Genomic DNA, 12,493 nt, shown 5'->3' on the forward strand with positions numbered 1-12,493 from the left:
AACTATGTCGTTAATTAGCATGTCCGGTGCCTGGCTGTCGTTCAGCGATGCACCTCTATTAGATAATACTGAATTGCATATTGAGGCGAACGAGCGTGTTTGTCTGGTGGGCCGCAATGGCGCGGGCAAATCCACCTTGCTGAAGATTCTGAGCAAAGAAGTGCCTTTGGATGATGGTCGGCTCATTTATGAGCAGGATTTAATTGTCGCACGTTTGCAACAAGATCCACCGCGTAATGTGGCCGGTACGGTGTTTGACTTTGTCGCGGAAGGTGTTCAGGAGCAAGCCGAGCATTTGAAAGCTTACCATACCACGCTGCATCAGGTTGAACTTGATCCGAGCGAAAAAAACCTCAATCGCCTGGCGGCATTGCAGGAAATTCTGGATCATCAGGGTTTATGGCAATTAGATAGCCGCATTCAGGAAGTGCTGAAACAGTTGGGTCTGAACGCTGATGCTGAGCTTTCCTCGCTGTCGGGCGGTTGGTTGCGTAAAGCGGCATTAGGTCGCGCACTGGTTAGCTCGCCAAAAGTGCTGCTGCTGGATGAACCGACCAACCATTTAGATATTGAAACTATTAACTGGCTGGAAGGCTTCCTGAAAGAATTCCAGGGCAGCATTGTCTTTATTTCTCATGACCGTTCCTTTATTCGTGCGATGGCAACACGTATTGTCGATCTGGACCGCGGTAAATTGGTGTCATGGCCAGGTAATTACGAACTGTATCTTGCCAGCAAAGAAGAAGCGCTGCGGGTCGAAGAGCTGCAAAACGCTGAATTTGACCGCAAACTGGCGCAAGAAGAAGTGTGGATCCGCCAAGGCATCAAAGCACGACGTACCCGTAGTGAGGGCCGTGTTCGCGCCCTGAAAGCACTGCGTATGGAGCGTTCGCAGCGCCGTGAAGTGATGGGTACGGCCAAGATGCAAGTGGAAGAAACCGTGCGTTCAGGCAAAATTGTCTTCGACCTGGAAAATGTTAACTATCAAGTCGGTGGCAAAGTGCTGGTGAAAGATTTCACCGCTCAAGTACAGCGCGGTGACAAAATTGCGCTGGTGGGGCCAAATGGTTGCGGTAAAACCACTTTACTGAAACTGATGCTCGGTCAGCTTAAAGCCGATAGCGGTAAAGTCCATTGCGGCACCAAACTGGAAGTGGCCTATTTTGACCAGCATCGTGCAGAGCTTGATCCAGAGCGCACGGTGATGGATAACCTGGCTGAAGGTAAGCAGGAAGTGATGGTCAATGGTCGTTCACGCCATGTTCTGGGATATCTGCAAGACTTCTTGTTCCATCCGAAACGCGCTATGACACCGGTAAAAGCGTTGTCTGGTGGTGAGCGTAACCGTCTGTTATTGGCTAAATTATTCCTTAAGCCAAGCAACTTGCTGATCCTCGATGAACCGACCAACGATCTGGATGTGGAAACACTGGAATTGTTGGAAGAAATGGTGGATAGCTATCAGGGTACAGTCTTGTTGGTTAGCCATGACCGTCAATTCGTTGATAACTCAGTAACAGAGTGCTGGATCTTTGAAGGCAATGGTCAAATCAGCAGCTTCGTCGGTGGCTATTATGATGCTCATCAGCAGCGCGCTGAGGCGAAACCTATTCGTCAGGTGGCACCAAAAGTTGAAGAAACCAAACCGGCTGCCCCGTTAAAAAACACGGCTCCAGCGGCAAAACGCCCTGGCAAGCTGAGCTATAACTTGCAACGTGAATTGGATCAGTTACCGCAACAATTAGAAAAACTAGAACATGAAATCAGTAGGTTACAGGCTGAGGTGAGTCATGCTGATTTCTTCTCCCGTTCACACGAAGAAACACAACAGGTTTTGAAGGCATTAGCCGATGCTGAACAGGCATTAGAAGTGGCGTTTAGTCGTTGGGAAGAGCTGGAAGCTCAGAAAAACGGTTAAAACGTGTTTTCACCGTTCTGTCAGGTAACGCGATATCCTACTTTATGATGATATTATGTCTATTGTTATAGTAAGTTACTTGATAGAACGGTGTTCAATCCCCTTTATCTGAAGGGGAGTCAGCCGTGAGGGATTCGATATTGTGTTCTGTAATTCAGCCTGAGCACGGCGAGCACACAGGGCAGTCAGGGAATGTTATCCTGTGCCGGCAGTGCGATATGTCAGTGGCCTTACCCTCCTTGCCTTATGGCACCAAAGCGGTATGTCCGCGCTGTAAAACCACACTGACCGCGCGGTGGGACGAACCACGTAAGCGCCCAGTGGGTTATGCTATCAGCGCACTCTTTATGTTGTTGCTGGCTAATATGTTCCCCTTCGTCAATATGCGCGTAGCAGGGATCACCAGCGAAATTACCCTGATCCAAATACCCAAAGTGATGGTGGCAGATGACTATGCCAGCATGGCAACGTTATTTATGGTTTTGGTTCAGCTGATTCCGGCTTTCTGCATGGTGGCCATCATTTTGCTTTGTCTGCGAGTGCGTATGCCGCACCGCTGGAAAGCACTGATAGCAAAAGCACTTTTTCAATTTAAAACTTGGTGCATGGTAGAGATTTTCCTCGCTGGTGTGCTGGTCAGTTTTGTTAAGTTAATGGCTTACGGCGAAATCGGCATTGGCAGCAGTTTTGTCCCTTATTGCTTATTCTGTTTATTGCAAGTACGCGCTTTTCAATGTGTCGACCGCCATTGGATGTGGCAGGATATTGCCCCGGCACCAGCGTTACCTCATCCATTGATTGCGGGCCGAACCGGTTTGCGTCAAGGACTGCGCTCTTGTGCGTGCTGTACGGCCATTTTGCCACAAGACTTGGTCGAATGCCCTCGCTGCCATACTTATGGCTATATCCGCCGGCGCAATAGCCTTCAGTGGACAATGGCATTATTAGTCACGTCAATAATGTTATATATCCCAGCCAACCTTATGCCCATTATGATTACCGAAAGTTTGGGGAATCAGATGAACTCCACCATCATGGCTGGGGTGATTTTCTTGTGGAGTGAAGGCTCTTATCCGGTGGCAATGGTGATTTTTATTGCCAGTATTATGGTGCCATCATTAAAAATGTTAGCGATCGGTTGGTTATGTTGGGATGCAAAAGGCAAAGGAAATACCGACACTGAACGGATGCATTTTATTTATGAAATTGTGGAGTTCGTTGGCCGCTGGTCGATGATTGATGTTTTTGTTATCGCGGTGCTGTCGTCATTAGTACGTATTGGGCAACTAATGAGTATCTATCCGGCGATTGGTGCACTGCTATTTGCCATGGTGGTTATCCTGACCATGTTTGCTGCATTAACCTTCGATCCCCGTTTAACCTGGGATCGGATAAGTGAAACAACCCAAAAGGAGCCGCAAGGTGACGGACAATAATCCCAGCCAAGGTGTGGCAGAAATTGAAAAAATCAAGCGGTGGTCCCCTGTGTGGATCATTCCGATTGTTACTGCGTTGATTGGCGCATGGATACTGTTTTATCACTTCAGCCATCAGGGGCCGCAGGTGGTTATGACCACTTCGAACGCTGAAGGTATTGAAGCGGGTAAAACCAAAATAAAGAGCCGCAGTGTTGATGTTGGCATCGTTGAGCAGGTCACGTTAAGTGAAGATCTCAACCATGTTATCGTGAAAGCACGGTTGAACTCTGGCATGAATACCTTGCTACACAGCGATACGGTTTTCTGGGTGGTCAAGCCGCAGATTGGTCGTGAAGGGGTTTCCGGCTTGGGAACACTGCTTTCAGGGGCTTTCATTGAACTGCAACCAGGTGGCAAAGGTAAGCCACTAAATGAGTTTACTTTATTGGACTCCCCCCCCTTGGCTTCACCGGATGCTAAAGGTTTGCGCATCATACTTGACAGCGAACAAGCCGGGCAGTTGAATGCAGGCGATCCCGTGCTATTCCATGGCTATCGTGTGGGTTCTGTGGAAACCAGTGCTTTTGATGCTAAATCACGCCTGATGCATTATCAGTTATTTATTGGTGCACCTTATGACAGCTTGGTCACCAGCAATGTGCGTTTTTGGAAAGACAGCGGGGTGGCGGTAGATCTCTCCTCCCAAGGGATGCGCGTTGAAATGGCTTCTTTGGCGACCTTATTCAGCGGAGGCGTCAGCTTTGATGTTCCCGACGGTGTAGAGCCGGGTAAGCCAATTACCCAGGCTAGAGCTGAATTCAAACTGTTTGATAACCGTAGTAGCATCGAAAATTCGCTGTACACCGAACATGAAGATTTCTTGCTGTTCTTCTCTGATTCTGTACGTGGTTTACAGGCTGGAGCACCGGTTGAATTCCGGGGTATTCGTATCGGGACTGTCGGGGATGTTCCTTTCTTCGCTGAAGGGATGAGACAGCGCGTTGATAATGATTTCCGTATTCCGGTGTTAATCCGCATTGAACCTGGCCGTTTTCGCGAGGACTTAGGCCCGGATGCTAATTTTGAGCAAGTCTTGAAAACAGCCAAAGAACGTGGTCTGCGTGCATCCTTAAAATCAGGCAATCTGTTGACCGGCGCACTGTTTGTCGATCTGGACTTTTACCCCGACGCTAAACCGTGGAAAGGGCCAATGGAAGTGGCGGGTTATCCTTTATTGCCAACCGTCAGCGGTGGTTTAGCGCAGATTCAGCAAAAAGTAATGCAAACACTGGATAAGATTAATAATCTTCCGCTGGATCCAATGGTCAGAGAAGTCACCAAAACACTGTCTGAAAGTCAGAAAACCATGCGTGAAACCCAAAAAACGCTGGAATCACTGACGGCGCTGACTTCAAGCCCGGCAATGCAGGGTTTACCGAAAGATCTGCAAAAAACCTTGAATGAATTGAATCGTAGTATGAAAGGTTTCCAGCCAGGTTCGCCAGCCTACAATAAAATGGTGGGTGATATGCAGCGGTTAGATCAGGTATTGCGTGAGTTACAACCGGTGTTACGAACGCTGAATGAAAAGAGCAATGCGCTGGTGTTTGAAGCGGCAGGAAGTCAGGATCCTCAGCCTAAGAAGGCCAAAAAATGATGAAATGGATGGCAGTTATCGCAGCACTGTTGCTCAGTGCTTGCAACAGTACACCTAGCAAAACGTACTATCAGTTGCCAGCTCTCAGTGCACCTACTGGCGCGACGAGCAGTGTTGCATCAAGGCAGCTGTGGGTTGAGCATGTTGGTGTGGCGGATTATCTGGCGGCGGCCGGTGTGGTGTATCAAACCAACGATGTGCAATACGTGATTGCCAGCAATAACCTGTGGGCAAGCCCATTGGATCAACAGTTGCAGCAAACCTTGGTCACTAATCTGAGCAATGCGCTGCCGGGCTGGTTGGTCTCCTCACAACCACTAGACAGTGATCAGGATGTCCTGAATGTCACTGTCACCGGGTTCCATGGCCGCTATGATGGACGAGCCATCATCCGTGGTGTTTGGATACTCAAACGTCAGGGGCAGCTGATTAAGCAGCCGTTTGATTTAGAGCTAAAACAGGGCGAAGATGGTTATGATGCTCTGATTCGCACTTTGGCTGAGGGTTGGCAGCAAGAGGCCAAGTCGATAGCTGCCCAGTTGCGGTGATTTAAGTCATATTTTGTTCCAAATCTGTCTAATCCTCTTTCATCGATAATTATAAATTTATCGTGAAAGAGGATTTTTATTATATATCAATTAATTAATACCACTTACCCCAAATCAATCACTTAGCAAATTCAGCGTGCATAGCTCACAAATATGACATTGGCGTGAATTTTGCGCATTGCTTTTCTGTTTCCTAAGGTCTATCACTTAACTGTGACTGAACATAAAGTAGTCACTGTTTTATTTCCACCAGACCGAAAGATGAGGGAAACGAGGCATGAAGAGACAGAAAAGAGATCGCTTGGAAAGAGCGTTGTCACGTGGTTATCAAGCAGGTATTTCAGGGCGTTCAAGGGAAATTTGCCCCTATCAAGCTTTAGACGCCAGATCGCATTGGTTAGGAGGTTGGCGACAAGCCATGGAGGACAGGGCTGTGACCGCTTAAGCGGCTCTCTGTCAGACTAAGGGATAACCTCCGCTTTATGCGGAGGTTATTGGTAACTTTAATCAACCCAACGTTTTAGCAAGATACTCGCATTCACCCCACCAAAACCAAAACCATTTGAAAGTGCATAAGTCATTTCATGAGGCTGCGCTTTACCTGCTACCACATTCAGCCCTGTGGCGGCAGAATCCAGGTTTTCCAGATTCAATGTTGCGGGTACGATTTGATCTCGCAATGCCAGGACGGTGAAAATCGTTTCCAATCCACCAGCAGCTCCCAACAAGTGTCCAGTCGCTGACTTAGTCGATGTGACTGCTAAGGTATCACTCTCGCCAAACAAGTGTTTAATGGCATTGATTTCACCGAGATCACCTACTGGCGTAGAGGTTGCATGAGCATTGAGATGCTGAACTTGTTCGGGTGTAATACCGGCCTGACGCAACGCAATCTTCATGGCGCGATAGGCGCCATCACCATCTTCGGCACCGGAGGTCATATGATATGCATCGGCACTGGTGCCATAGCCGACAATCTCGGCTAAGGGTTTTGCACCACGCGCCAAAGCATGTTCCAGTTCTTCAATCACCAGTAAGCCAGCACCTTCTCCCATCACAAAGCCATCACGGGCACTGTCAAAGGGGCGAGAAGCTTTTTCAGGGGCATCATTAGAACCGGTTGATAATGCACGCGCGGCCGCAAAGCCAGCCAAGCTGACTTTATCGATTGCAGCTTCAGCGCCACCACATAGTGCAACATCAGCCTCATTATTGCGGATAAGGCGAACTGCATCACCGATGGCCTGAACACCTGCCGCACAAGCAGTCACCGGCGCGCCAATCGGCCCTTTGAAATGATGTTTGATGGAAACGTGACCTGCGGCCAGATTCACCAAAAATGAGGGGACGGTAAAAGGTGACAGACGTTTTGGACCACGGCTATCCGTGGTACGTACTGCATTTGCAATCGATGGGAAACCACCAATACCAGAACCAATAATGGTCGCGGTGCGCTCTTGCTTCTCTGAATTATCGGCTTGCCAGTTGGCATGGGCAATGGCTTCATCTGCTGCGGCCATAGCAAACTCGATAAAACGATCCATTTTCTTTTGATCTTTTGGCGCGACAGCTTTATCTGGGTCGAAGCCAGCTTCGGGGTCTGTCGCGAGAGTTGGCACTTGTCCACCAATCTTTGCCGGCAAATCACCGACAATTTCATCGGGCAGAACACGGATACCAGACTGCCCTGCTAATAGGCGTTGCCACACCATATCGATACCGCAGCCTAATGGGGAAACCACACCCATTCCTGTAATTACTACACGGCGCATGTTCATTATTTTTCCTTTGAAGACTCAATTGAATGGGGGGAATACCTGACATTGGCTACATCTTTCTCATGCATCAATGCCAACCGTTTATTAATTATATCGCTCCTGACCGAGCCTGCCGCGATGGTGACATCCTCTGCGCGAATAGGTTGCTGAGTGGCATTGTTCAGCAAAATTGGATCGACCGGAGTACCGGTACGGCGATCGGTGAGTATGACTGCGGGGCCGTCTGGCGCAAAATGTTGATTACCCCAGTGAAACAGGGCTGCAATCACTGGGAAGAAATCATTACCGCGCTCCGTCAATAAGTATTCATAGCGGGCAGGGCGAGAGTGATAGGGCTGTTTCTCCAGGATACCGCTTTCCACTAAGTATTTGAGGCGGCGGGTGAGGATGGTGGGAGAAAGCTGCAAACTTTGCTGAAATTCATCAAACCGCGTGAGCCCTTGAAAGGCATCACGGAGAATCAGTATGCTCCACCATTCTCCTACCCGTTCAAGAGAACGGGCCACCGGGCAGGGCATATCTTGCAGGCGAGTTCTTTGCATACCACTCCTCGGATGATTTTTGTGGGCATAGCGAGCTGTGCCAAAATTAAATATCCATTAGTTGCTACATTTATTGTAGTCACTAATGCTAAAAAAAATGCCGCTGGCATCATAGTTAATGTGCAGGGGAGTTAACTGCCCCTGCACGAGAAAACGGGTCTAGATATTAGAAGGCGTTGGTGTCTTTAAACAGACCGACTTTTAAGTCAGTGGCGGTATAAATCACTTTACCATCTACCAGCACTTCACCGTCAGCCACACCCATAATCAATTTACGCATAATAATGCGTTTAAAATTAATTCGATATGTTACTTTTTTGGCATCTGGCAGAACTTGTCCGGTGAATTTAACTTCTCCGACGCCGAGTGCGCGGCCTTTGCCTTCGCCACCCAACCAGCCAAGATAGAAACCAACTAACTGCCACATGGCATCAAGGCCCAAGCAGCCAGGCATTACCGGGTCGCCGATAAAGTGGCAACCGAAGAACCATAGATCCGGATTAATATCCAGTTCCGCTTCCACATAACCTTTGCCATAGGTACCGCCGTCTTCGGTCATTTTAACGACACGGTCCATCATTAACATATTGCCTGCTGGCAATGGTGGCCCGCCAGCGCCAAACAGTTCGCCCCGGCCAGATGCTTCAAGGTCTTCTTTTGTATAGGATTCGCGTTTATCTACCATGTTCTCAGTAAGCCTTATTTTAATGAAGTGCGCAGAATAGCGTACACATGTACGCTGAACAAGTCCGATCAGCCCTGGTTGAACCAGTTTAGCCAACGTAATGGCCAAGGCCAACGGCGTCTGTCCTGCGGATTTACTTGTGAGATTCGCTCTTGAATTATACCTAATAAGCTAGGTTGTTGCTCATCGGCATAAACCATACCCGTAAGCAAAGGCAATGCTTCAGCGACTGTATCTACAGCCCACAAATGGAACTGACCTTGCTGTACCGCCTCAATCACCGCTTGATTCAAGCATAAATGACGGACATTCGTGGTCGGTAAAATAACGCCCTGACTGCCAGTAAGCCCACGACGTTGGCAAGCTTCAAAGAAGCCTTCAATCTTTTCATTTACACCACCGATAGGTTGTACGTTGCCAAATTGGTCAACTGAACCTGTCACGGCGATTTGTTGATTGATAGGCTGTTGTGATAGGGCACTGACTAGTGCGCAAAGCTCTGCCAGCGATGCACTGTCACCATCAACCTCTCCATAGGATTGCTCAAAAACAATGGAGGCGGAGAAAGGCAGTGGCTGATCAAGTTCCAGTTCTGAAATTAGGAATGCTTGCATAATCATCATGCCTTTAGCATGAATGTTACCGCCTAATTCAGCTTTACGCTCTACGTCAACAAATTCGCCATCGCCTAAATGAACAACGCAGCTGATACGTGCGGGTTCACCGAAAGCATAAGGGTGCCCCGGATATTCCAATACCGACAGGCCATTAATTTGGCCGACAACCTGGCCTTCAGTCTCAACCAGAATTTGCCCTAACTCAATTTCATCTTGCATCCGTTCAGCAAGATAGCTATTACGCCAGTCGCGGGCATTTAGTGCGACTTCGAGCGCATTGGCGGTAATCGCGTCCTCTTCGGCATAGAGCGCAGCTTCAGCTAACTGACGAGTGAGCCATTGCGGGCATAATGGCAGACTCCCTTGGTCGCCGCTGTAACGCACCGCCTGTCGGAATAGCACCGGCCAGGCATCGGCGGATAACGAAGGCAACTGCTTTTGCTGTAACAGCGCATTGATATATCCGCACCACAACGTCATGCCATCAATATCGACTAGCGGCAGTTCAACTTCGAATTCACCGTAAATAGCCAATTCGCCAAGCTCAGGTTCCATATCATGGAAATCACCCAGACCAAGACGATCACCGATCAGCATCAAACGCAGATCCAGTGGCATTGAGGGGATATGTACCGGTAAAGGGCGAGTTTCGTCAGGTGACAACCAGTCAAAGCGCTGCTGAACTATCATCTGCTTCAAGCGTAGCCACATCAATGGCTGAGCTTGTAATGATCGTACCGATAGGATCAAGACACCGCCATTAGCTTGATGAACCAAGCCAGGCTGGAGACTTATTTGATCTTTATGCCATCTAACACAGCCAAACAGCTGTTCTGGTTCTACCCATTCCTGATAGAGGCAGCGTGAAATCGCCGCAAATGGCTCGTCACCGCGTTGGGCCGGTTGCCAACTGACTTGGTGCCCATGCACGAGGTAGTCTCCGCCAAACAAGGCTGAGGCCTCAGGCTGGAGCTCTTTAACAGCTTGAGCGATCAGTGCCAGATACTCAGTGCTTTCCTGTGCTTTGATTAACATAAAACGCGGCAGTGATTGCGGATGACAAAATAGTGTCATTCCATTCTCAAGCCGAGCTTGAATCGCCGCGAAAGAAACAGGCTCCAACTGGGAGGCAGTAGCAAATAACGCTTCATATGGCGTTGTGTTCGGCAGCAGTGACTGCCATTCAAGTCTGTTATTGGTCAAAGTGATAGATGCAATCGTCAAAAAGGGAAAGGGCGATTATACAAGAATAAACCAGACTTCATATACGTAGAGTAGCAGTTGGGGGCAAGGAGTAAGATATCGACAGTATTCCGTACAAAAAACAAACTAAACATACACTTTTAGTAGGGTGAAATTCTGCGTAAAACTGTTATGCTTAACTTAAGTTACGCGGTCACTAAAGAGCTCACGATGAAATATCAGCAACTGGAAAATCTGGAAAGCGGTTGGAAATGGGCGTATTTGGTTAAAAAACACCGTGAAGGTGAAGCCATTACTCGTCATATAGAAAACAGTGCTGCTCAGGATGCTGTCGAGCAACTGATGAAGTTGGAAAGTGAACCCGTGAAGGTGTTGGAGTGGATTGATACGCATATGAATATGCAACTGGCTACCCGGATGAAGCAGACTATACGGGCCAGGCGTAAGCGCCATTTTAATGCAGAACATCAACATACTCGCAAGAAATCAATCGATCTGGAATTTCTGGTGTGGCAACGTTTGGCAGCGCTGGCAAGGCGTCGAGGTAATACACTGTCAGAGACTGTTGTTCAGTTAATTGAAGATGCTGAACGTAAAGAGAAGTATCAGAATCAGATGTCGTCGTTGAAGCAGGACTTGCAAGATATTCTTGGTAAGGATGGTTGAGCTGAGCGGGTATCAATCGATATCAACACGGTAGGAACAGTGAAATCAAGAAAATGTCATTTGATCTGATTTTCTTAATTTCACGATAAAAAAAACCCCGCAATGCGGGGTTTTTTACGGAAGCAGTAAACTTAAGCCTGTGGCTGAGTTACAACTTCTTTGTAGCCTTTAACTTCGATCTCTACGCGACGATCTGGTGCCAGGCACTCAATCAGAGCAGCACGTGGTTTCACGTTGTCACAGGTGTTGCCAGTAACTGGGTTTGCTTGGCCTTCACCGCGAGCGGTGATTTTGTCAGCAGGGATACCTTTAGAAACCAGGTAATCACGCACGCTATCAGCACGACGCTGAGACAGAGCTAAGTTAGGAGCTGGTTGACCGATACGGTCAGCGAAGCCCAGAACCACTACAGAACCGTCTTTAGGATCGATAGAGCTCAGTTGTGCGTACAGTTGGTCCAGAGCTTGCTGGCCTTCTGGTTTCAACGTTGCTTTGTTGAAAGCAAACAGCACGTCAGACTTCAGAGTGAAACGCTTGGTGTCAACAACTGGAGCTGGAGCTGGAGCCGGAGCAATAGGAGCTACTGCATCTTCCTGACCGAAACGGTAAGAAACACCTACGCTCAGCATGCCGTTGTCTGGACGAGCACCAACGGTAGCTTTATCACCAATGTTGCTAACCCATTGGTATTCCATACGGGTTGCCCAGTTTTTGGTCCATGCGTATTCAGCACCCAGTGCTACCAGTGGAGAAACACCGGTATCATGGTTGTTCTGACGGTCGCCAGAAGCTGCGTCAAACGCGCTTGAGTCTGCACGCCAAACCATACCACCTAAACGGGTGTACAGGTCCAGATCCTGAGCAATTGGGTAGCTCAGTTTTGCAGCCAGTTGAACGCCTTGTGCTTTAAAGTCGCCGTTACGAAGGTCGCCTTTGTAAGGCATACGGCCAAGCCAGTCGTATCCCATTTCAAAGCCCAAGTATTGGTTTGCTTGGTAACCCAAGAACGCACCAGCACCTAATTGGTCTTTGTGAGTTGGACCGTCATTGCCTTGGTCGCCATAGATACCGCCAGTGCCAGTATTTTGATACTGAGACCAGCCCAGTTTACCACCGGTGTACCAGGTGTTATCTTTCGGTGCGGCTTGCGCTACTGTAGCGAAACCGGCCAGTGCCACTGCTAATGCGATAGCTGTCTTTTTCATTTTACGCCTCGTTATCATCCAAATAGGCAATGAGCTTTAAAAGCTAAGCCCTTGGTTAAAATTCTTCGTCAAGGTTTTAACGCTCCCGTTAATCACGCTGCCAGTATAATTTGGCGTTTTAGAGCAACCTTGGCGATGTAAAGTCTACAACGTGGCGAGAAAGTTACAAGTGTGATGTGATAAACCGGCTGAAAAAAAAGCGAAATAGTGCATAATCTTTAACGATTTAGCCGTGGAATATAGTATTTCCTAGACC

General features: G+C 48.3%; 11 protein-coding genes. 6 read left to right on the top strand and 5 right to left on the bottom strand.

All coding sequences use genetic code 11. The features are described from left to right. Window positions 1-4 precede the first annotated feature (4 nt). From ACF3VQ_RS07965 to rmf, 5 genes are all read left to right on the top strand, one after another. The gene (locus ACF3VQ_RS07965; protein WP_392434535.1) at window positions 5-1,918 is read left to right on the top strand and encodes an ABC transporter ATP-binding protein; all 1,914 of its coding nucleotides are present in this window, start codon (window positions 5-7) and stop codon (window positions 1,916-1,918) included. Between the two features lie 140 nt (window positions 1,919-2,058). After that, entirely contained in the window at window positions 2,059-3,354 is a 1,296-nt protein-coding gene (gene pqiA, locus ACF3VQ_RS07970; protein WP_392434538.1) for a membrane integrity-associated transporter subunit PqiA, read from the top strand. Further along, complete coding sequence (gene pqiB / locus ACF3VQ_RS07975; protein WP_392434541.1) at window positions 3,341-4,993, top strand: intermembrane transport protein PqiB; 1,653 nt, start codon at window positions 3,341-3,343, stop codon at window positions 4,991-4,993. Before pqiA ends, pqiB begins: the two co-directional genes overlap by 14 nt. Then, window positions 4,990-5,541 carry a membrane integrity-associated transporter subunit PqiC gene (pqiC, locus tag ACF3VQ_RS07980; protein WP_392434544.1) on the top strand — a complete coding sequence of 184 codons (552 nt, stop codon included), beginning with the start codon at window positions 4,990-4,992 and terminating at the stop codon, window positions 5,539-5,541. The genes pqiB and pqiC overlap by 4 nt, the downstream gene beginning before the upstream one ends. Window positions 5,542-5,818: 277 nt before the next feature. Next, complete coding sequence (rmf, locus tag ACF3VQ_RS07985; RefSeq protein WP_005170911.1) at window positions 5,819-5,986, top strand: ribosome modulation factor; 168 nt, start codon at window positions 5,819-5,821, stop codon at window positions 5,984-5,986. A gap of 58 nt (window positions 5,987-6,044) precedes the next feature. On the opposite strand, the gene fabF is transcribed toward rmf, so the two are convergent. The 4 genes from fabF to ACF3VQ_RS08005 form a co-directional block, all read right to left on the bottom strand. Further along, window positions 6,045-7,319: a beta-ketoacyl-ACP synthase II gene (gene fabF, locus ACF3VQ_RS07990; protein WP_392434547.1), complete on the bottom strand. Its 1,275-nt coding sequence runs from the start codon at window positions 7,317-7,319 to the stop codon at window positions 6,045-6,047. Next, complete coding sequence (locus tag ACF3VQ_RS07995; protein ID WP_392434550.1) at window positions 7,319-7,861, bottom strand: winged helix-turn-helix transcriptional regulator; 543 nt, start codon at window positions 7,859-7,861, stop codon at window positions 7,319-7,321. The genes fabF and ACF3VQ_RS07995 overlap by 1 nt, the downstream gene beginning before the upstream one ends. Before the next feature lie 166 nt (window positions 7,862-8,027). Continuing rightward, complete coding sequence (gene fabA / locus ACF3VQ_RS08000; RefSeq protein ID WP_005160035.1) at window positions 8,028-8,546, bottom strand: bifunctional 3-hydroxydecanoyl-ACP dehydratase/trans-2-decenoyl-ACP isomerase; 519 nt, start codon at window positions 8,544-8,546, stop codon at window positions 8,028-8,030. Between the two features lie 68 nt (window positions 8,547-8,614). After that, window positions 8,615-10,366, bottom strand: coding sequence for an AAA family ATPase (locus tag ACF3VQ_RS08005; protein ID WP_392434554.1), 1,752 nt, complete (start codon window positions 10,364-10,366; stop codon window positions 8,615-8,617). A 210-nt stretch (window positions 10,367-10,576) separates the two neighbouring features. Here ACF3VQ_RS08005 and matP point away from each other — a divergent pair, with 210 nt between their 5' ends. After that, window positions 10,577-11,032 (top strand): macrodomain Ter protein MatP, encoded by a 456-nt coding sequence (gene matP / locus ACF3VQ_RS08010; protein ID WP_392434556.1) that lies wholly within the window; start codon window positions 10,577-10,579, stop codon window positions 11,030-11,032. 131 nt (window positions 11,033-11,163) lie between these two features. Here matP and ompA read toward each other — a convergent pair whose 3' ends face one another. Next, entirely contained in the window at window positions 11,164-12,237 is a 1,074-nt protein-coding gene (gene ompA, locus ACF3VQ_RS08015; protein ID WP_392434558.1) for a porin OmpA, read from the bottom strand. Between the last annotated feature and the right edge of the window lie 256 nt (window positions 12,238-12,493).

This window comes from Yersinia fenwicki (assembly GCF_043099325.1).
In the GTDB taxonomy this organism is placed as follows: Bacteria; Pseudomonadota; Gammaproteobacteria; order Enterobacterales; family Enterobacteriaceae; genus Yersinia.

What these genes read in the sequence shown, in the direction of transcription:
- ACF3VQ_RS07965 (WP_392434535.1), top strand. Translation starts at nt 5, where the DNA reads ATGTCGTTAATTAGCATGTCCGGTGCCTGGCTGTCGTTCAGCGATGCA.
- pqiC (WP_392434544.1), top strand. Translation starts at nt 4,990, where the DNA reads ATGATGAAATGGATGGCAGTTATCGCAGCACTGTTGCTCAGTGCTTGC.
- rmf (WP_005170911.1), top strand. Translation starts at nt 5,819, where the DNA reads ATGAAGAGACAGAAAAGAGATCGCTTGGAAAGAGCGTTGTCACGTGGT.
- fabF (WP_392434547.1), bottom strand. Translation starts at nt 7,319, where the DNA reads ATGAACATGCGCCGTGTAGTAATTACAGGAATGGGTGTGGTTTCCCCA.
- ACF3VQ_RS07995 (WP_392434550.1), bottom strand. Translation starts at nt 7,861, where the DNA reads ATGCAAAGAACTCGCCTGCAAGATATGCCCTGCCCGGTGGCCCGTTCT.
- fabA (WP_005160035.1), bottom strand. Translation starts at nt 8,546, where the DNA reads ATGGTAGATAAACGCGAATCCTATACAAAAGAAGACCTTGAAGCATCT.
- matP (WP_392434556.1), top strand. Translation starts at nt 10,577, where the DNA reads ATGAAATATCAGCAACTGGAAAATCTGGAAAGCGGTTGGAAATGGGCG.
- ompA (WP_392434558.1), bottom strand. Translation starts at nt 12,237, where the DNA reads ATGAAAAAGACAGCTATCGCATTAGCAGTGGCACTGGCCGGTTTCGCT.